Origin of the sequence: Mycoplasma sp. Ms02 (assembly GCF_019720735.1) — a bacterium.
In the GTDB taxonomy this organism is placed as follows: Bacteria; Bacillota_I; Bacilli_A; order Mycoplasmatales; family Metamycoplasmataceae; genus Mycoplasmopsis.
The window spans coordinates 108,092-128,939 of record NZ_CP081302.1 but is presented as its reverse complement, the minus strand read 5'-3'; the positions used below and the strand labels follow the sequence as shown (position 1 = coordinate 128,939).

22 protein-coding genes are annotated in these 20,848 nt (G+C 31.4%); 17 read left to right on the top strand and 5 right to left on the bottom strand.

Features of this window, described 5'->3' with window-relative positions:
* The first annotated feature begins 27 nt into the window (after positions 1-27).
* A complete protein-coding gene (locus tag K4L35_RS00455; RefSeq protein ID WP_221617625.1) occupies positions 28-1,584 on the top strand; it encodes an RNA-binding domain-containing protein in 1,557 nt (518 codons plus the stop codon).
* A 375-nt stretch (positions 1,585-1,959) separates the two neighbouring features.
* Here the strand turns inward: K4L35_RS00455 and K4L35_RS00450 are convergent, their stop codons facing one another.
* The 5 genes from K4L35_RS00450 to K4L35_RS00430 all read right to left on the bottom strand — a co-directional run bounded on the left by K4L35_RS00450 (position 1,960) and on the right by K4L35_RS00430 (position 6,284).
* On the bottom strand, positions 1,960-2,514 hold the full coding sequence (locus K4L35_RS00450; protein WP_221617624.1) for an inorganic diphosphatase: 555 nt from the start codon (positions 2,512-2,514) through the stop codon (positions 1,960-1,962).
* 65 nt (positions 2,515-2,579) lie between these two features.
* On the bottom strand, positions 2,580-3,698 hold the full coding sequence (locus K4L35_RS00445; RefSeq protein ID WP_221617623.1) for a restriction endonuclease subunit S: 1,119 nt from the start codon (positions 3,696-3,698) through the stop codon (positions 2,580-2,582).
* Between the two features lie 320 nt (positions 3,699-4,018).
* Positions 4,019-4,390 (bottom strand): adenine-specific methyltransferase EcoRI family protein, encoded by a 372-nt coding sequence (locus K4L35_RS00440; protein WP_221617622.1) that lies wholly within the window; start codon positions 4,388-4,390, stop codon positions 4,019-4,021.
* Between the two features lie 191 nt (positions 4,391-4,581).
* Positions 4,582-5,685: a molecular chaperone DnaJ gene (gene dnaJ, locus K4L35_RS00435; RefSeq protein WP_221617621.1), complete on the bottom strand. Its 1,104-nt coding sequence runs from the start codon at positions 5,683-5,685 to the stop codon at positions 4,582-4,584.
* A gap of 104 nt (positions 5,686-5,789) precedes the next feature.
* A complete protein-coding gene (locus K4L35_RS00430) occupies positions 5,790-6,284 on the bottom strand; it encodes a hypothetical protein (RefSeq protein WP_221617620.1) in 495 nt (164 codons plus the stop codon).
* A gap of 144 nt (positions 6,285-6,428) precedes the next feature.
* On the opposite strand from K4L35_RS00430, the gene K4L35_RS00425 reads away from it, so the two are divergent.
* The 16 genes from K4L35_RS00425 to atpC all read left to right on the top strand — a co-directional run bounded on the left by K4L35_RS00425 (position 6,429) and on the right by atpC (position 20,766).
* Positions 6,429-6,572: a hypothetical protein gene (locus tag K4L35_RS00425; RefSeq protein WP_221617619.1), complete on the top strand. Its 144-nt coding sequence runs from the start codon at positions 6,429-6,431 to the stop codon at positions 6,570-6,572.
* A gap of 29 nt (positions 6,573-6,601) precedes the next feature.
* Positions 6,602-7,978 (top strand): ABC transporter ATP-binding protein, encoded by a 1,377-nt coding sequence (locus K4L35_RS00420; protein ID WP_221617618.1) that lies wholly within the window; start codon positions 6,602-6,604, stop codon positions 7,976-7,978.
* The gene (locus K4L35_RS00415; protein WP_221617617.1) at positions 7,962-8,795 is read left to right on the top strand and encodes an ABC transporter permease; all 834 of its coding nucleotides are present in this window, start codon (positions 7,962-7,964) and stop codon (positions 8,793-8,795) included. The genes K4L35_RS00420 and K4L35_RS00415 overlap by 17 nt, the downstream gene beginning before the upstream one ends.
* Positions 8,788-9,657 (top strand): ABC transporter permease, encoded by an 870-nt coding sequence (locus tag K4L35_RS00410; RefSeq protein WP_221617616.1) that lies wholly within the window; start codon positions 8,788-8,790, stop codon positions 9,655-9,657. Before K4L35_RS00415 ends, K4L35_RS00410 begins: the two co-directional genes overlap by 8 nt.
* On the top strand, positions 9,645-11,549 hold the full coding sequence (locus K4L35_RS00405) for a hypothetical protein (RefSeq protein WP_221617615.1): 1,905 nt from the start codon (positions 9,645-9,647) through the stop codon (positions 11,547-11,549). The genes K4L35_RS00410 and K4L35_RS00405 overlap by 13 nt, the downstream gene beginning before the upstream one ends.
* An 11-nt stretch (positions 11,550-11,560) precedes the next feature.
* On the top strand, positions 11,561-13,372 hold the full coding sequence (locus tag K4L35_RS00400) for a hypothetical protein (protein WP_221617614.1): 1,812 nt from the start codon (positions 11,561-11,563) through the stop codon (positions 13,370-13,372).
* Positions 13,373-13,441: 69 nt separating this feature from the next.
* On the top strand, positions 13,442-13,702 hold the full coding sequence (gene rpsT / locus K4L35_RS00395) for a 30S ribosomal protein S20 (protein WP_221617613.1): 261 nt from the start codon (positions 13,442-13,444) through the stop codon (positions 13,700-13,702).
* A gap of 133 nt (positions 13,703-13,835) precedes the next feature.
* Entirely contained in the window at positions 13,836-14,300 is a 465-nt protein-coding gene (locus K4L35_RS00390) for a hypothetical protein (RefSeq protein ID WP_221617612.1), read from the top strand.
* Complete coding sequence (locus K4L35_RS00385; protein ID WP_221617611.1) at positions 14,293-15,063, top strand: F0F1 ATP synthase subunit A; 771 nt, start codon at positions 14,293-14,295, stop codon at positions 15,061-15,063. The genes K4L35_RS00390 and K4L35_RS00385 overlap by 8 nt, the downstream gene beginning before the upstream one ends.
* Positions 15,064-15,077: 14 nt before the next feature.
* Positions 15,078-15,386, top strand: coding sequence for an ATP synthase F0 subunit C (atpE, locus tag K4L35_RS03530; RefSeq protein ID WP_221617610.1), 309 nt, complete (start codon positions 15,078-15,080; stop codon positions 15,384-15,386).
* 2 nt (positions 15,387-15,388) lie between these two features.
* Positions 15,389-15,952: a F0F1 ATP synthase subunit B gene (gene atpF, locus K4L35_RS00375; RefSeq protein WP_221617609.1), complete on the top strand. Its 564-nt coding sequence runs from the start codon at positions 15,389-15,391 to the stop codon at positions 15,950-15,952.
* Entirely contained in the window at positions 15,952-16,509 is a 558-nt protein-coding gene (gene atpH, locus K4L35_RS00370; RefSeq protein ID WP_221617608.1) for an ATP synthase F1 subunit delta, read from the top strand. The genes atpF and atpH overlap by 1 nt, the downstream gene beginning before the upstream one ends.
* Positions 16,499-18,082, top strand: coding sequence for a F0F1 ATP synthase subunit alpha (atpA, locus tag K4L35_RS00365; RefSeq protein ID WP_221617607.1), 1,584 nt, complete (start codon positions 16,499-16,501; stop codon positions 18,080-18,082). The genes atpH and atpA overlap by 11 nt, the downstream gene beginning before the upstream one ends.
* A 1-nt stretch (position 18,083) precedes the next feature.
* A complete protein-coding gene (atpG, locus tag K4L35_RS00360; RefSeq protein WP_221617606.1) occupies positions 18,084-18,938 on the top strand; it encodes an ATP synthase F1 subunit gamma in 855 nt (284 codons plus the stop codon).
* Positions 18,939-18,950: 12 nt separating this feature from the next.
* Positions 18,951-20,351, top strand: coding sequence for a F0F1 ATP synthase subunit beta (gene atpD, locus K4L35_RS00355; protein ID WP_221617605.1), 1,401 nt, complete (start codon positions 18,951-18,953; stop codon positions 20,349-20,351).
* Positions 20,344-20,766: an ATP synthase F1 subunit epsilon gene (gene atpC / locus K4L35_RS00350; RefSeq protein WP_221617604.1), complete on the top strand. Its 423-nt coding sequence runs from the start codon at positions 20,344-20,346 to the stop codon at positions 20,764-20,766. The genes atpD and atpC overlap by 8 nt, the downstream gene beginning before the upstream one ends.
* Positions 20,767-20,848: the final 82 nt, after the last annotated feature.

Genomic DNA, 20,848 nt, shown 5'->3' with positions numbered 1-20,848 from the left:
TAAATATAATTATTATAAGAGGTAAAAATGACGACAAATGAAATAAAAAAAGTGGCACAGAAAATTCTTAGTAAACGTTTAGCTGAGGGTCCTTCTATTGAATACAAATCTTCAATAAAGTATAAGGATGCTATTTTGAAAACATTATGTGCTTTTGCTAACAATATTGATGAAAATGTAGAAAATTACCTGTTTATAGGTGTACAAGAAGTAAATGACTCTGATAGTGGCGAAAAGGCAATACCTGAAATGCCTATTAAAGGTATTGAAGAATCGCTTTTAGAAACAACAGAAAATGAGTTAAGATCGCTTACTGCTTATATAAAACCAAAAGTGGAGTTCAAAATTGTGATTGACAAGTTTGAAGGAAGAAACTTTATTGTTATTTCGTTGCAGAATTGCTTTGAAGGACCTTATTCTACTACAGAGAAGGCTCAAAACGATAAAACGATTGGTCTTCCAGTTGGTGTTTATATCAGGGAGAATGCAAGAACCAAACTCGCAACAAAACGAGAAAAGCTTTATTTATTGAGCAAGTTTGAAAGATTTAATTTTTGTGAAAACTATAATGAGTTAGCTACGGTCAATGACTTAAATCATGACTTAATTATTGAGTATTTAAAAGAAATAAAAGCAAATCCTGATTTTCTAGCTATGACGAAAGAAGATTTAATAAGACATTTAAGTATGGTGTCTACTCTTGAAGAAGATGATTTTAGAGTTAAAAACTGAGCTGTATTAATGTTTACCAGAAATCCAAGTAAATTTATTCCAGGTGCCTACGTTCAATTCATTAGACAGATCAAAACGGAAGATCAAATGATAGGTAAAGATTTCTATGGACCTGTTTGAAAACAAGTAAGACAGGCTATTGATTATTTTGAAAGTTCGGTGTATGATTGCCTGACGTTAAGATTCAGAGATAAAATCGAACATGAAATAGTATGCAATTACCCAAAAGTTACTTTTGAGGAGTTGATTACTAATGCTATTTTGCATAAAGATTACACAGTCAGAGAACCTGTAAGGGTTCATGCATATCATAAAGAAATCACAATTGTTAATTTGAATAGACCAATACCACCTATTACTCCTGAAATGATGAACCAGGGTATACAATTTGATAACAGAAAATACATTAATGAGAAACTAAAAGAGTGCTTTCATGCTCTTAAATATATAGAATCATATGGATCAGGAATAAGAAGAGCAAAACAGGAACTTGAACTTAATAACTCACCTAATTTAAAATTTAGAGAAATATCTTCAGAAGATGATTACACATTGGTGTCTATTTATATTAACGATGTGTTTTGAAATACTGTGTACGGTCAGTTTGAGAGAGAAAAAGTCATAGATGGAGAAGTAGTGAATCGAATTTCATCTTTAACGAATATACAAGTGAAAATATTAAAAGTAATAAAACAAGACCCAGAAATAAAAATAAGTGAAATTCATAAAAAGATTGGTGAACTTTCGTTCGAAGGTATTAGAAAAAATGTAAAAAAACTAAAAGAACATGGCTTCCTGGAAAGAGAAGGTGGTACCAAAAAAGGAATTTGAAAACTTTTAGTAAATATATAATTGTTCAGCCACAACAAAGTGTGACATGATGATTGTTTTGCTCTTTGTTATTAACCAAAAAATAAAAAAATTGTTTTTATTTTTTTAAGATGTGCTACCCTAGAAAGTACCCTAGAAAGTACCCTAGAAAGTACCCTAGAAAGTACCCTAGAAAGTACCCTAGAAAGTACCCTAGAAAGTACCCTAGAAAGTACCCTAGAAAGTACCCTAGAAAGTACCCTAGAAAGTACCCTAGAAAGTACCCTAGAAAGTACCCTAGAAAGTACCCTAGAAAGTACCCTAGAAAGTACCCTAGAAAGTACCCTAGAAAGTACCCTAGAAAGTCGTGGTTGATAAAAAGGTTAAAACAAAAACAGCCTGTGGCTGTTTTTTGTATTAAGCTTCGTATTTTTCAGGGTGTTTTTCCATCATTAATTTGATGAAATCGTCTTTGTCCATATCTCCGTATTTATCCATTAGTTCAACACATTCTTCGTATTCTTTTAATGCTCATTCAACATCATTGAACCCACCTACTGATGTGATTCCTGGACGTTTTCAGTTTTTGTATGTACTAAAGAATGTTTTAACTGTATCTAAGAAAGGAGCTGGTAAATCTTCTAGTTTTTGAATTGAATCATATCTATAATCATCAGCATGTACTGCGATTAATTTTGTGTCTGTTTCACCATCATCAATCATTTTCATTGCACCAATGATTCTAGCATTTAGTCTCACGCCTGGAACGAATTTTTCATCGCTGTAAACTAAAACATCTAATTCATCACCATCTCAGTCTAAAGCGTTAGGAATAAAACCATAGTTTGCTGGGTATTTAAAATCACCTCTTAAAATTCTGTCAACCTCAAGTTCTTTCGTTTTACGGTTTCATTCGTATTTAATTTTTGAATCTTTTTGAATTTCGATTTTTACACTAATAATATTTTTCATAATTTAAATAATAACACAAAGGCGCTTAAGTCTTATAAAATAGACTTTTGTTATTAGTGGTGTGTTTAAACTAACAACATTTTCATAGCTGTTTTCTTAAGGTTTTGTAAAATGTTGATTTCTTGCTTTTGCAGATTTATGAGTTTATCTAGAAGTTTAAATAATCTTCCGATTTTGACCTGTTCGGAAAGTGATGGGATGGCAAATGTTTGTTCTGAAACTAAACTTCAATCAGAAGAAGGCATTTTAGTTCCGAAAGTTAAGTTTGACACTTCTTTAAATCTGTTTGTTTGAAGCAAATTAAAAACAAAATTAGAATCATTGTTTAGTGGCTTCATAACTCAAAAATTACCTAAGGCGATTCCGATAAATTCGGCCAATCACCAATTTTTTAAGTAAGGTCTCAATTTACCAAACAAAACATCACCAGGTTCAAAAAGTATTCCCTTTCTGTTGTCAAACTTATTTGAAATATCTTTATTTAAAACTCCGTTCCCTTTGTCAATATCTTCATATTCAAGCTTAGGTAAAGTATTATCGTTTGAGTTTTTTGATATCTTTTCTACAATTTCAGATCATGATTTATAAGTTCATTCGTCTTCAAAACCTTTAAATCTGAAATCGGGTAGCGAGCTATTATTTTTTATTAACAGTTTTGATAAAAGAGTTTGTTTAAGAACTATTTTAAATTCAATTATTTTGATAGAGGATTCAAAAATATCAAGAACAAACCGAAGATTTTTGCCAATTTTTACTTGCTCTGCTATGAAAGGAGTATATATTGGAAAGTCTAATATTGACGATTTTGTAATATGAAGTTGAGACATTCCGAGACAATTCTTTTTGAAATAAGGTTGATTTTTATTAATGAAATTTTGCACATATATTGAATTATTTTCTAATTGATTTAATCTCAAAAGTGCTGTATGAGTGTTAAGTACGTATTTATTGTTTTCGGGTATTACACCACAAAGACCTATAAGGTTTCCAAAACCAATGTCACTGACAATCATGATAATATCGTCTTTTAGTAATGTTTGTGCTTCAAGGTCTATAAATTTTCCTGACTCTTTAAACACACCATCAAAATTAACAGAATTCATTTTAACAAGCGAATACTTGCCTTGATCAGATTGAAACGATTCAAAGCTTTTACCGTTTTGGTAGAAAACAATGTCACTCAATTTATTGAGCTTTCACTCACCCTCGAACCCTTGAAACCTTAATTGTGGCTGATTAGCTCTCTCTCTCTCTCTCTCTCTCTCATTCTAAATACCTTCCCTGTTTTTTATGGTTAAACCCATAAGTTAGCTAAATTATACAAAATAAAAACCGTTTACATTTGCTATATAAACTGCTTTATAGAATTTAAAAACAAAAAAACCTTCTTAGGATCCTGAATTAGAAACGAAAAAAGGAATTTAGGATTAAGTAATCAAAAATTGAGATTGGTTAGCTTTAGAAGTTTCACGATTAGTTTTCATTTGAATCGAACTATTATTGTTTAAGGCCTTGTTATCAGATTTATTGCATTTGTGTGGTTAGAGTAATGGTTTTTTTCTTGATAATGTGTTTTACTCGAAAAACCACAACTTTTTAAAGGTATAAAACTTACCCTTCTTTTTAACTTTGCTTTTCCTTCTTTAGAATAGCTGGTCGCAATCAGTTTCTTTAGTTTTAGTTTTGAAAAATTAGTGTAAAAATACTTAAAAAAGTTACTTTTTTGAGGATCATCGCAGTTGTAATATACAACTTTCCCTTGAAATTTGTCTTGATAGTAAGAAAGCTCACTTTCTATATCATGCATTTGTGTGTAAAACTCGTCTTTTTTGTTTCTTTTTGCTATTTCCAAAAACTGTCTACCGTTTTGTCTCATTTACACACCTTTCAATCAATGTTCACTGTATCTTTGTAATTCATGATTTTAAACACAAAAAAGTTTTGATTTTTTATAGTCGAATTATTTGTATATATCTTACTCTTTCTTCGTGGTAATACCTTTAAATATAATTTGTTTTACTTTTAGAACTGTTTCACAGATAAAAAAATAAAAACGGGATCCCGTTTTTATGAATATTTCATTACATTTTTGACAAAACTTTGGTTGCTTGAATCTTCAAGATTCTTAGTTAGTTCAATAAGTTTTTTTTCATCTTTTTTGCTTAATTCAGGCAATATTACATTTATGATCAATTTCATGTCGCCTGTCATTCTTGATGACTGAATTCCTGCCTTGTCCAGTTTAAGAATTTTTCCTGTTGTGTAAGATTTTTTCATTTTAATTTTTTGAATACCATATGGTGTTGGAACCTCAACAGCATTCTCGTTTAAAATGTCTAAAACTGAAACATCGAAGTTCATAATAATATTGTCTCCATCGCGTTTTCAAAACGGATGATCTTTAACGATTATGAAAACATATAAGTCACCAGCAGGGCCACCATTGTGCCCTTTAGCTCCATAACCTTTTAGAATCATTCTTGAACCACTTTTGACTCCTGCAGGAATGTTGATTGTTGCCTCTTTATGGTTCTTGATGTATTTTTTACCTTTACATTCGCCACATTTGTGACCAACTTTTGTACCTTGACCAGAACAATCGTGACAAACTTCTCTTGATTGCATGATTCCAAAAAATGGATTTCTTGTATTTTTAATTACTTGACCTGCTCCATTACATGTTGAACAAGTTTGGATATCTGAAGCACTTCTAGCCCCTGAACCATTACAGAAAAGACAAAGTTCATATTTATCAAATTTGCGTTTCAAAGAAACACCTTTGATCATTTCCATAAAACTGATTTCAATTTCTGTTTTATAATCATCACCAGTTTGAGGTCCACTTCTTTTTTGCGAACGACCACCAAAGCCTGAGAAAAAGTCGCTAAAAATATCTCCGAAATCTCCAAAACCACCTGCATTAAAGCCTCCAGAGTTAAATCCTGCATTAGCACCTTCGTGACCAAATTGATCATAATTAGCTCTCTTTTTAGCATCAGATAAAACTTCATAAGCTTCATTTACTTCTCTCATTTTCTCATCTGATGAACCATCCTTTAGTTTATCAGGGTGATATTTCATAGCAAGCTTACGGTAAGCTTTCTTAATTTCTTGATCAGTTGCGTTTTTAGCAACACCTAAAACTTCATAGTAATCTCTTTTTTTGCTCATAGTGTTATTATTTTAACACATTTAGCAAATAAAATATTTGATTGCTAAAAATAAAATGCAAACGCTTTTGTTGTTAACTGAAATAAGTTTGTAATGTTAATATGCTATTTTACAAACGTTTCTATAGCTTGCTTATTTGCATTCTCTGTGTGTAATGAATTGAATAAACCACCTAAAATCTCATTGTATTTTACTCTTGAGTTTTCGAAAAGTTGCAATGCTATTGTGTTTTCTTGCTCAACTATTTTGATTATTTCTTTAATTTCATTTTTTGCTTTTATATTTAGATCGATCTCAAATTCATTTAAATTTTTATAAACTTTTTTCAGATCTTTTGATCTTTTTTTTAAATCAAAATTTAAATTATTTTTTATTGTTTCAAATGGATCATTGATTTGAACATTATTTATATTTTTTACTTCTAAAAAACGAGAATAACTTTCTTGCTTTTTGATCATTTGAGCCTCGATTAAAAGGATTAAATTTTTCATTTCGTTTTCAAGTTGCAAAAGCTGTGATTTCTGACGTCTGAAAATCAAATAAGGAATAACAAAAATAAAGCTAAATTTAACTAGTTTTTTATTGATGTTTTTTTTCATAAAACCCCTATGAAGCAATAATGTATGTAAATTTATGATTTATTTGTCTTTAATATTTAAATCATTATAGCAATTACAGTTTTTGAATTGCAAAAAATCTGTTTTTTTCTTTATTTTTTTTGTTATGCATTTATAATAGTTTTTATGAAAAATTGCATTAAGAATTTGCACCAAAAATTAGCGAGAATTATCCTAGCAGTTTTCACTGATGTTGAGTATCCAACATTACGTTTTTTCGTGGAATTTTTCTCACTATTTGCATTTGATAAAGCCTCCCTAAAAGTTTAGGTTTGTTTAAAAATAATTAGGAGGTTTATATGTCACAAAAAAACAAATCAAACGCAATCATCGAACTTAAAGAAGTTGTTAAAGAATTCGGTGATAAAAGAGTTTTAGATAATGTCGATTTAATCATTAATAAAGGAGAATTTGTAACACTTTTAGGTCCTTCAGGATCAGGTAAAACCACAATATTGAGATTATTAGGTGGTTTTGAATGAGCAACACGTGGAGAAATTAAATTTAATAACTTAGATATTAAAGATCTACCAGCTCACAAAAGAAATGTTTCAACAATTTTCCAAGATTACGCCCTTTTCCCTCACTTAAATGTTGAAGGAAATATTCGTTACGGACTTAAATTAAAAAGAGTACCAAAAGAAACAATTAACGAAAAACACGTAAAAGCACTTGAACAAAAAATTGTCAAATGAACAGAAAAAGCGCAAGCTGAAATGAAAAAACTTGACAAGATTCAAGAGGAATATGAAAAAGAACTTGAAACTTTACAACCAAATACTTTTAAATATAAAAAACGTCAAGATTGACTTGATGATTCAGACTTTAAATATTCATACTGAGAAAATTATGTAAATCTTAAAAAACAAGCTTTTGAAAATAGATATTTCAAGAGAAAAATGACTGAAGCAGAAATGTCAGAAAAAATTAACAAAATGATCGAGCTTGTAGGTCTTGTCGGAAATGAAAAAAGACATATTTCTGAGCTATCAGGAGGTATGAAGCAACGTGTTGCATTAGCACGTTCGTTGGTTATTGAACCAGACATTTTACTTCTTGATGAGCCTCTTTCAGCTCTTGACGCTAAAATTCGTCAAAAAATGCAAGTTTTATTAAGAAGCATTCAAAAAGAATTAGGTCTAACATTCGTTTTTGTTACTCACGACCAAGATGAAGCTCTTGAGCTATCAGATAGAATCGCAGTTGTTCGTGATGGTAGAATTGAACAATATGACACACCAAAAAATATTTACGATTACCCTGTAAACAAATGAATTGCATCATTTATTGGTGATTCAAATATCTACAACGCTTCAATGGAAGAAGATAACAAAGTTGAAATGTTTGGTAAAACTTTTAAAACAATTTCAAAACTTAAAGAGTTTGCTAATCCAGAAGATTTAGATGCCTTAATCAGACCTGAAGACATTGATATTACTAATGTTAAGCCAAAATCAGATACAAAACTTGTAGGTAAAGTAACAGAAATGTCATACCGTGGAAGTTACTACTTTTTAACAGTTGAACTTGAAGAAGAAGATCAAAAAATTTATGTTGAAACAGCTAAGAAATTTGAATTAGGTGAAGAAGTTTATTTAGACTGAACAATTGACTCTATCCACTTAATGGATAAAGATCAAAAATGAGACTATAGTACAGATGTTTTCAAAAATTAATCAAAAATTAAATTTCAACAAAAGACTATCACTTTCTATACCTTATTTCTTAATTGCAACATTTTTGATTATCCTACCTTTAGTATTAATTGTTTTTAGTGCTTTTAAGCCACTTGAAGGTGGAGATAATACTTCTTTAGTAACAAGTACAACAACTTGAAACATTATTTGAAGATCGCTAAGAATCGGGATTGCATCATCACTACTTTGTGTAATTATTGGATTCCCCTTTGCTTACTTCATTTCGACTTCAAAATCAGCGATTTTTAAAGTTTATGCAATGACTTTGATTTTAAGTCCAATGGCAATTTTTACAATTGCAAGAATTTATTCAATTAGAACATTATTTGTCAACATTTTCGACGACGAAAATAAGTTAAACAAAGAATGATTCTTAGTTCTAGGTTTAACTTATTTAAACTTACCTTTAATGATAATGCCTTTATATACAGTCTTAAAAGACATGCCAAAAAATATCGTCGAAGCTTCTCATGATATGGGATACAGCACTTTCCAAACATTAGTAAAGGTCGTAATACCTTATGCTTTAAAAGCAACAATTAGTGGCTTTGGTATGGTGTTCCTAAGTGGTGCGACAACATTCGTTATTTCAGCAAAATTGTTACCTGATGGTTCACAAAACCAAACAATTGGTGATGTAATCAACTCATCAATTAATCCAGGTAATAAATATGATCTAGCAAAAGGTTCAACACTTGTTCTTGTTGTATCATCGCTATTCATCTTAATCTACTCATTAATTATCATTACTCCTAGAATTATTATTAAATTCAAGAAAGGATTTATTTATGAATAGATTTTTCGCAGTTTTCAAAAACATTTATGTGCAATTTGTGCTATTAATTGTTTATATTCCACTTGTTGTTGGAGCGATTTGATCATTCAACGACAATCCAGATAAAGGTGGGTTCTTAACAACTACTTGAACAGAAACAACAACAAAACACTGAAAATCAGTACTCGAAGCAGGTCGTGATATTGCACTTGTTAATACAATCATTATTGCTGTTACTGTTTCTGTGATTGTTATTTTCTTAAGTTTAATTACTTCTTATGCGATGTATAGACAAAAAAATAAAATGGTAAAACGTGCATTAAATGCAACAATGAATATTCCAATCATTAACCCTGACAACATCACAGCAATCGGGTTAGTATTAATTTTTGGATTACTATTTGGAATTATTTCTTCTGACAGCGAAGGAATGCCAAGATTAATTGCAGCACATACAGTTATGGCGCTTCCTTATGGAATTTCATTGATGTACCCAAGATCTGAAAAGTTCAATAATAACTTATTTGAAGCTTCACAAGATCTAGGACACTCAAAACTTTCTTCATGATTCAAAACATACTTTGTTTACATGATGCCTTCAATCGTAATGACTTTTGTTGTTTCAACAGTTCTAAGTATGGATGACTTTATCATCACTAGAACAGTATCTAACACTTCAACATTAGGTCTAAAACTTTACGAAGGTTCATTCGAACCATGATCACTTGTTTTTGGTGCTATTTTATTAATGACTATTTTAGTTGTAAACGTAATTTACGTTTCAGTTAAAGTTAACGCAACAAAAAAACCAAAATTAAACATCAAAAAGACCACTGAAGGTCAAAAAAGTAAGTTGGCGTTTGAGCTAAGTTGAAAAAAATAAAAACTCTTAAAAGATTTGCCTCTTTTGCTTTTGGTTTTTTTGCAATCTTACTAGTTTTTATTGTTAGTTTTTCTATAAAACTAAACACAAAATTCAAACCCAGTTTTTATAACTACAAATCTTCGATGTCTGAAGATAACATTGAAGTTTTAAGTGAAGAATTTGATTATAAACAATTCAATGAAATCACTGAGTTTACGACTGCAATTGTTAATAATAGAGCAGTAGCAGGAATCGGAACTGACTATATAGCAGCAGAATTAATCAAAAAAGGCTATTTAGCAAAAATTGATTATGCAACGCTTTTTAATCTTCCAGATTTAAAACCAGAAGACTATGAAGAAATGTTAAAAGTGACTTTATCTACCATAGTTTGAGATCATCTTCAAGAATACGATGATTATTTAGGAAAAGACGAACAAGGTCAACAAATTAAACTTTGAGAATATTTTGTGCCTTATTTTACACAAGATGCAGTCATCTCTTATAATTACAAAAAAGTTCCAATTGCTGACGAAAACAAAATTTCAGAAGACGGAGAACTTTTAAAGCAAATTGATTTTGAAAAATATAAAAATGCCGATTTTCTAGTTGGCGAAGATGTTTATTCAATCATCAACATCATGAAAATTTTACGTGCCAATGGTTATGAATACTGAACAATAACCGACGCTCAAAGAGACAACATGTTATATGGTACCACGTATGACATAGCCTTAAATAACGAAGAAAGAATCCAAACAGGATTTACAGGAACCGTTAATGATCAAACGTATAAAAGAATCATTGATAATTTTTCACATTTAATTAAAGACGGTACGGGGCATAATGTTACAGACACAAAATACATTACATTTAAAGGTGATGGACTTGAAGTGTTAAACGACCTTATTGATCCTTTAAAGCAAAACGTAAACGCTACTTTAATGTATAACGGAGATGCGATTGACGCCTACTACTCAAATGATAACTTTAGAGAGTTACCAGAAGGAGAGGTTTTTTCATCAGTAAGACCCTCTCAAAATGTTTATTTAGTAGACGGTTTAGTTTTAAATAAAGCAAATACTAATTTTCAAAATCAAAAATATCAGGATTTACTTGCTAGAGGTCCATACCAAGATGCAGGAAAAACCTATTTATACTATCAAAAACTAAAAGTGGAAAATCCAGATTGGGATTTTGCACAATTAAGAAAACAAGCTGTATTCAACGTGCAAGCAGAGTATTACAAAAATTGAAAATACCCAGAATTATTAGAAATTGCACAAGAATATAACGCTGAAAAAGATTGAGAGCAAGAAGTTAATGACTTAATCGATAAAATCAATTTCAATTATTTACAAAGTGCCAAGAATGCCGATTTAACTCAAACTTTATACAAAGATGCAGTTATAAACGTATTTGCACAAGCACTTATAGAATATAAGAATCTTGATGACAGTACTCAAGGTTATTCGAAAAAAGAAAAAAGAGATGATTTATTAAATAAGATCAATAATAATTTAGAGCTCATTTTAATAGATAATATTTTCCAAAACAGAGAAAAAGACGATAAAACTGAAATTGATGATCTTGTTGCTAACAATATTGCTTGAGTATCTTTATCCAAAGATGAAGAAGATACAGAAAACATCACAAACAAAATTTACAAAAACTACTTAAATATAGACAATTTTGACTATATTAATTATTCACTACCTATAGAAGCAGATTCATTATTTGTTTACAATAATTACTTTTATAATGGCGACGGAACCAATGATTCAGTTGCTCAGAATTTATTCTACATCGAGCAATCTACTGATTCAGTGGATCATAAAGCGATCATCCCTGTTGATAACGAACTTAAGTCAAAAATAAGAATCTACTACTATCAAAAAACAAAATCATAGTAAAGGAACTAATGAAAAAGTCAATTCTAAAATCTAAATTCTGACTATATTTAGCTCTGGGTGCTGCTTCTGTAGGAGCACTTGGTAGTGCTGTATACTTCAAAATTAAGAATAATTACAAACCAAACTTTTGAAACTATAAATCATATATTTCTGCTTCAAACTTGACAAAGTTATCAGAAACCATGGATTACAAAGTCTTTTCTGGAATTAATGAATTTACAACAGCAATTGTCAATAACAAAGCTGTTGCAGGTATCGGAAGTGATTTCCAAGCAGCTTCTTTAATTAAAAAAGGATACTTACAACCAATTAATTTTCAAAAGTTTTTAGATTTACCAGAAACAACTACTGAAGATGAGCTTAAATCATTACTTGAAAAGTTGTATACAGAAACGGTTTGAAATCACTTAGAAAGTTATGATGAGTACTTAAAAACGGACTGAGAAGGAAACGAAATAAACGATCACTTATGAAAATACTTCGTGCCATACTTTGCTCAAGATGCAGTTTTTGGATACAATAAAGCTTCGAATAAAAATAAAGAAATAGAAATAACAACAGAATTGCTAGAGCAAAACTTAGCAAAAATTCAAAATGTTGAAGGTATCAGTGATCCTTATTCACAATTTAACATCATTAATACTATGAAAAACAATGGTTTCAACCGTTTCTTTTTCACAGATGCGATGAGAGATAACTTAATTTACGGTTCAACTTACAGAACAAAATTAAACGGTACTCGAAAAGTTGTTGATTCTTCTGAATTTACAGGTGATGTTAAAGAAGAAACGTATGGATCTCTAATTGATAACTTCAAAAACCTGGTTTTGGATGCAATGGGAAAATCAATTACCGATACTTCAGCAGTTAACGCAATCGCTGACGGTCAAGAGTTATTAAATAAAACAATTGATCCCGATCGTAATGATGCTCGTTTTTCAATTATGTACAACGGTGATGCGCTAGATGCTTATAATTCAGAAGATAACTTCGGTAAAATTGCTACTGAAGAATATGATGAAGATGACGAAGAAGCACCAGCAAGAGTTCCTGTTGGAACATTAGGTGTTGTTAAACCAACTCAAAACTTACTTCTAGTTGATGGTTTTATCGTTGTTAAAAACCTAGAAGAAAACACGGAAAACTTAATCTACGAAACAGTAAGAGGAACATTCTATAATAGCTTTTTTGATCATGCTAAGTTAATCAGAGAAAGTAACTACGACCAAGAATTAGCTTACAAGACTTACGCTAAAAATATTTATGCAGACTTTTTACCATATATGTTGGACTCAATGCTAGAAAAAGTTAAAAAAGTTACGGATGAAGAACGTCAAAAACTTCATGATTGATTACTAGAAACTTACAATGTTAAGTGATATCAAGATCTAGAAGCTCGTAAAGCACAACTTGATGCAAATCCAGAAGTCAAAGAAATTTTGAAAAAAGTTTTTAAATGATATTTCCTTATAAAGGAAAAAAAATACCCTGAAGTTTATAATGTTCTATATCAACTTTCATACATCAATATTGATGATTATGTAGATGAAGATGAATTGTTCGAAAAATATGGTAATCTTTCAAATTTTGCTTTTGTAAACTATACACCAGCAAATTTCTTTGATTACACATTAATGCTTGATAACTATTTCCTAGACGCAACAACTGGAGAAGTTGATGAAGACGCAAGAAACATCTACATTATCTCAAACGAAAATGTATACTCAGGAAAACCAGCAGTTCACACAAGAATATCACCTATATCAGATGAATTAATGTCAAAAGTTCAAGAGTATTATTATAGAAATACTAAAAATTAATTTCATTATGCTATAATAAGGAAGATTTTTCAGTCGTAAGACTATTATGAAAAAGGGAGGTTAATACAAATGGCAAACATTAAGTCAAAAGTTAAAAGTATTGCAAAAATGGAACAAGCCAGAGCTAAAAATGCTGCTATGAAATCACGTGTTAAAAAAGCAATTCGTGCTGCTCGTGAAGCTGTTTTAGCTAAAGATGAAAAAGCATCTGAAAAAGTTGCTAAAGCTCATGCAATCATTGCTAAAGCTGTTCAAAAAGGTGTATTCCACGTTAACAAAGGTGCAAGAAAACAAGCACGTTTAGACGCTTTTGTAAACGCAAGCAAATAGTTAACCTAAACTAATAACATAAACGAACACAGGAGGGTAATACCTCCTGATTTTTTATAACTTTTTTGCAAAAAAAATTAAGATAACCTAAAAAAGTTTTAAAATAATAACAGCACAACCAAGGTGGTAAGAAATGTTTGGTAAGGACGAGTTCATTAAAAAAGTTTTAATAGTTTTTTTTGCCTTGTTCACAGTATCAAACGTAATTTTTTTAATGCTATGAAAAGTAAATTTCGGTTTATTTTTTGGTTATTCTATCGGAGCCTTGGCAGTCTTTTTTAATTTTTGATTACACGATATATATGTTTATTTTGTAATGAAAAGCAAAAATAGTAGTGCTAGAAAGATGGGTTTGCTAAGTTTTTTTTGAACGATATTCACACTTAGTTTGCTTGGGTTGCACTTAATCGCAATCCTTTTAATTAATCAGAATGCCAAAATTAACTTAAACGTTGCTCATCCGTGAAACTTGGTTGACCGACCGATTAATATTTTTTCTTTTATTGGAGGTCTCTCAACTCTTGTAATTGCAATTATTATTGCAAACATCATTGAATTTTTAAAAAAATCAAAGAAGGAAAGGGGGTTGAATGGATAAAATTTGAGAACACTTTTGAGCTGATAAGTGAGAGTGGTTCTTTAAACCACCACTTTTGACACTTATTTTGCTTGTTTTAGTTTGTTGCACAATTTCTGTTGTTGTCTTTTTCAAAGTTAGAAAAATTAAACCAGATCAAGCACCAACAGGAATTGCTTTACTTGCAGAACAATACGTAACAACAGTGAACGGGATTTTTGAGGACAACACAGAAGGTAAACTTCCAAAAGTCAAAAACTACATTTTCGTTCTTTTCACGTTTTTACTGGTTGGTAACCTATTGACAGTATTTGGGTTAGAGCCAATTTCGAGTTCATTATCAATTTTGATTATTTTTGGACTAGTTACTTGGGTCGGAATATATGTTGTAGGTGTTTCTTATCACAAACTGAAATTTTTCAAAAAGTTTTTAAACCCAATTGAAATCGTTGGTCAATTTGCACCGTTAATTTCAATAACTTTCCGTATTTACGGAAATATAGTAGGTGGTGGAACAGTAATTTATTTAATTTATATGTTAAGTGGTTATGTTTGAACTAACTTAATTCCAGGGATGGAAAATCATGAATGATTTTTCTTTGCTCCTTTATTTACACCTATTTTACATGCTTATTTTGATGTCTTTGGAGCAGTTATTCAAGCCTATGTTTTCACGGTTCTTACATGTGTATATTGAGCCCTTGAAGCAGGTGATGCCCATGAAGAATCTCAAACAGAAAAAAGTAAGCAAATTATTAAAAGACAAAATCAAGCAGTTTATTAATTATGGAGGTTAATATGATTGAAAATTTAGTTACATTAGCAGAGCAAACAAATGAAGTTGCTCAAAATGCACAAAACACAGTAGCATCAGGAGATACAGGTAGAGGATTAATCGCTATTGGTATTGGAGCATCAATGATTGGTGTTCTTGGAACAGGTGCTGGTCAAGGATATGCAGCAGGTAAAGCTTCAGAAGCTGTAGGTAGAAACCCAGAAGCTGAGAAAAAAATCAGATCAATGATGATCATTGGTATGGCTATTGCTGAATCTTCAGCTATTTACGCTTTTGTTATTTCAATTCTTCTATTCTTCGTTTTTAAATAAGAATGACAACAGAATTAGTATTACTTAAAGCAGTTGATGAACCAGTATCGACTGCAAGCAGTATTTCAGAGAAGATGCTTAACATCTTCCCTAATCTTCCTTTGATGATTGCAACAATTATTGCTGTTGGAATTATGTTCGTATTTTTAGTTTACTTTCTAAAAAAACCAACAGAAGCAATGATTAAAAGAAGAAAAGATTTTATTCAAGCAAACATTGATGCTTCAGTTCAACAAAAAGAAGAAGCAATTGTTTTAACAAATCAAGCAAACGAAAAATTACAAGAAGCTCATAATCAAGCTTATAAAGTTATAAACAACGCCAAAGTTAATGCCGAAAAAGTTGTTATTGCATATACTGCAAAAGCAAAAAACGATTCTAAACACTTATTAGAAGAAGCGGCCATAGATATTGCAAATCAACAAAGACAAATTGAAGAAAGTGCAAGAGCAAAAATTACAGAAACTGCTGTTTTACTTGCACAAAAGATTATTCAAAAAGAAATTAGCGTCTCAAAACATCAAGAAATGATTGATGAGTTCTTAGATGCTAAAGACATTAAATAATGCAAAAAAATACAAATGTTGAAGGTTTTGCAATTGCCTTGTTTGACTTGGCAATCGAACAAAATAAACTTAAAGAAGTTTATGATAATGTTCTCGAGTTCAAAGAGGTTTTAAAACAGAACCCTGAACTTATTGACTTTTTCAAAAGTAGTTTTGTAAATTTTGGCGAAAAAGAAACTCTGATTGATAATATCTGCTCTCAATATAATTTAACATTTAAGAATTTAATTAAAGTCCTGATTCAAAAAAACGGAGCTAGTTATCTTAAAGAAATTTTAGTTAAGTTTTTAAAGAAAGCAGATGAAGAGTTAGGTATCCTTTATGCCAAAATCGTTGTTGCACAGGAACTTTCACAAAATGACTTTCTTGCAATACTTGCAAAATTAGAAAAAGAATATAACAAAAAAATTGATTTGGTTCAAGAAATTGATCCAAATTTAATCAGTGGATACAAAATTTATATCGGTTCAGATATTATTCAAAAAAATATTCTGGAACAACTACACAAAATCAAAAATCATATTATTGCAAAAAAAGGAGGTCTAGATGGCGAATAGAATTGATGAAATTTCAGCAATTATTAAAGATCGAATTAAGAGTTATGAATCTAAAATCGATTATGCTGAAACAGGGACAGTTGTTTCGATCGGTGATGGTATAGCTATTGTTTCAGGAATTGAAAACGTGCAAATCACTGAAGTTGTTACGATCAAAGAAAACATCTATGGTCTTGTTATGCTAATCGAAGAAGATCTTGTAGGTGTTGCTGTTTTTGGTAATGCCAACGAAATCTCAGAAGGTGATGCAGTTAAAAGAACAGGTAATGTTATCTCAGTTAATGTTGGAGATGAATTATTAGGAAGAGTAGTCGATGCTCTAGGTTTTCCAATTGATGGAAAAGGTCCAATAAATACTAAAAAATCAACTAATGTTTTCAAAACGGCTTCAGGTGTTATGACACGTAAAGAAGTTAATCAACCTTTAGAAACAGGAATTATTGCAATTGACTCAATGATTCCGATCGGTAAAGGGCAAAGAGAATTAATCATTGGTGACCGTCAAACTGGAAAAACAGCCATTGCAATTGACACAATTATCAATCAAAAGGGTAAAAACGTAAAATGTGTTTATGTTGCAATTGGACAAAAAAATTCAACGGTTGCCCAAATTGTTAAAAAACTTTCTGACAACGATGCCCTTGAATATACAACAATCGTTGTTTCAGGAGCAAGCGAATTAGCGCCACAGCAATATATTGCACCTTACACAGGGGTGTCAATTGCTGAAGAATGAATGACTCAAGGTGATGATGTTTTAATCGTTTATGATGATCTATCAAAACATGCCGTAGCCTACAGAACACTTTCGCTACTTTTAAGAAGACCTCCAGGTCGTGAAGCTTATCCAGGTGATGTTTTCTACTTACACTCACAACTTTTAGAAAGAGCAGCTCGTGTTAATGAAAAATATGGTGGTGGTTCAATTACAGCTCTTCCAATCATTGAAACACAGCAAGGTGATATTTCGGCTTATATTCCAACAAACGTGATTTCAATTACAGACGGTCAAATTTTCACACGTGAAAGTCTTTTCAATGCAGGTCAAAGACCAGCTGTTGATATAGGGTTTTCAGTTAGTCGTGTTGGTGGGTCAGCTCAAACCAAAGCGATGAAATCGATTGTTGGTTCTTTAAAACTTGAATTAGCTCAATACAATGAAATGCAAGCTTTTGCTCAATTTGGGTCTGATCTTGATGAAAGCACCAAATCAATCTTAAATCATGGTGAAAAAGTATATGAAATTTTAAAACAAGAACAATACTCACCAATTCCTCAAATTTCACAAGCCGTAATTCTATTAGGTGTAAAATCAAGAATTATCAACCCACTACCTAAAGAATGTATGACAGAATACAAAAACCAAGTAGTTAATTACTTAGAAAGTGATCCACACGGTCACCAAATTTATCTAGAAATCGAACAAAACAAAGTGGTATCAGAAGCAAACAGAAAAGACTTGACAAAAGCACTTGTCAAGATCGTTGAAGGTCTGATTGCAACAATACCAAATTACAATCCAACAGAACATAAAGCAATTCCTCAAGATGTTTATGATTTAATTAAGGATTAAAATGGCAGCAAATTTAAATTCAATCAAAAACCGTATCGGTGTAGTTAATAACACAAAAAAAATAACTCACGCGATGGAATTAGTTGCTGCTTCAAAACTACGTAAAGCAAAAGCTAAATATCAAGGCATTCAGGAATATAAACATTTATTAAGTAGTACTTTTGATTCACTGATGAATCAAATAAACACTTCTGAGTTTAAACTTGTTTTCCCTGATCACAAAGACGTTGAAGCAAGACTATTTTTAGTTATTACTTCTGATTTAGGTCTTTGTGGTTCATATAACTCAAATGTTATGAACTTACTAAAAGAAAACCTTAATTCAAAAGACAAAGTCATTTTGTTTGGATCAAAAGGTCTTTCCACTTGAAAATCTTGAAATTTAGACAACGAAGTAGTTGCTAGTTTTACAAACTACGGCGACGAAATCGGCTATAAAATAGCTAATTTGCTTGCTAAAAAAGTACTTACTTTATATCGTAATAAAGAAGTCAAAAGTATTAATATCATTTACACAGAGTTTGTTAATAATGTTTTCCAAGATGCAAAGAATTTACAATTAATTCCATTCGTTCTTGATGAAAACAAGGTGACTAAAAAATCGCCAGTTCACTTCGAACCGAACTCACAAACAGTTTTATCTAACGCAATTCCCCTTTATATTTCAAGTCAAATTTATAGTTTAGGACTTTCTTCAAAAGTTTCTGAACTAGCATCAAGAAGAAATGCAATGGAAAATGCCACAGATAATGCTCACAATTTATTAAATGATTTAAATCTTGAATACAATCACAAACGTCAAAGTGCTATCACTCAAGAAATTAACGAAATTGTTTCTGGAGCTGATGCAACATAATAAGGAGTATATATGACAAAAAATATCGGAAAAATTGTCCAAGTTTTAGGTCCTGTTGTTGATGTTCGTTTTGATAAAGAAAAATTACCTAAATTACTAAACGCCCTGACCGTTGAAGCAAACAACAAAACATATACACTGGAAGTTGCTCAACATGTTGGAGACGATACAGTTAGAACTGTTGCCATGGTTTCAACAGACGGTTTAAGCCGTGGATTAGAGGTTATCGACACAGGTGATGCAATTTCTGTACCTGTTGGTAATGCTGTTTTGGGTCGTATGTTTGATGTTTTAGGTAATCCAATCGATGAAATGGATAAACCTGAAGGCGCTGAATATGCACCAATTCATGCCAAAAGTCCTTCGTATGAGGAACAAAAAACTACATCAGAAGTTCTTGAAACTGGAATTAAGGTGGTAGATTTATTAATTCCTTTTGCAAAAGGTGGAAAAATCGGTCTGTTTGGTGGAGCTGGAGTTGGTAAAACAGTTCTTGTTCAAGAGCTAATCAACAACATCGCCACAGAGCACAACGGACTTTCTGTTTTTGCTGGAGTTGGTGAAAGAACACGTGAAGGAAATGATCTTTATTACGAAATGCGTGCAGCTGGAGTTCTTGACAAAACGGCACTTGTGTTTGGTCAAATGAACGAACCTCCTGGTGCTCGTATGCGTGTAGCTCTTACAGGTCTAACAATGGCTGAGTACTTCCGTGATAAACAAAACCAAGATGTGCTTTTATTCATCGACAACATTTTTAGATTTACGCAAGCTGGTTCTGAAGTTTCAGCCCTTTTAGGACGTATGCCTAGTGCCGTTGGTTACCAACCAACACTGGCAACTGAAATGGGGCAACTACAAGAAAGAATTACTTCAACACGTCGTGGTTCAATCACCTCAGTTCAAGCTGTTTACGTTCCTGCTGATGACTTAACTGACCCTGCACCAGCTACTACTTTCACACACTTAGACGCAAAAGTAGTTCTTGACAGAAATATCGCTGCGCTTGGAATTTATCCTGCCGTTAATGCTCTTGAAAGTTCTTCAAGACTATTAGATCCTTTAGTAGTTGGTCAAGATCACTACCAAGTGGCACAAGGTGTTGTTGGTATTTTACAAAGATTTAAAGAACTGCAAGACATTATTGCAATTCTAGGGATGGGTGAGCTTTCGGAAGAAGACAAACAAATCGTTGCTCGTGCAAGAAGAATCAGAAACTTCTTATCTCAGCCTTTTCACGTTGCTGAAAAGTTTTCAGGAATTAATGGTGCTTATGTACCTTTAAGTGAAACAATCAGAAGTTTCAAAGAAATTCTTGAAGGTAAACACGACAACTTACCTGAAAACGCCTTTCTATATGCAGGTAAAATAGAAGACGTAATCGCAAAAGCACAAAAAGAAGCAAATGAATAAAACACACTTAACCATCACAACACCAACCAAAAAGTTTTTTGAAAAAGACGTGGAAATTGTTACTTTAAAAACGACAGAAGGATACATCGGGCTACAAGCAAATGCCTCGCCTTTTTTCTCTAACGTAGAAATGGGAACAATCGACATCAACTTTCAAAAAAGTGAAAATCACCAAAAGTTTTTAATTGGTAGCGGATTAGTTTACGCTGATGCGACAAAAGTGAACATCATCACCGATGATATCATCAAATTTGAAGACATCGATATCGAAAGAGCTCAAAGAGACAAGGAAAAAGCTGAGCAAGAACTTGCAAAAGCAACAAAATCATCCCTTGAAGATATTAGAAATATCGAGCTCAAACTAAAAAAAGCACTTTTAAAAATTGATTCTTACAACCAATTTATCAAAAAGTAATACAAAAGTATTACTTTTTTTATTTTTAGGGCACCAAAAATGCATTTTTGACTTTTAAAATTTTTTAAAAATATTAAACTAA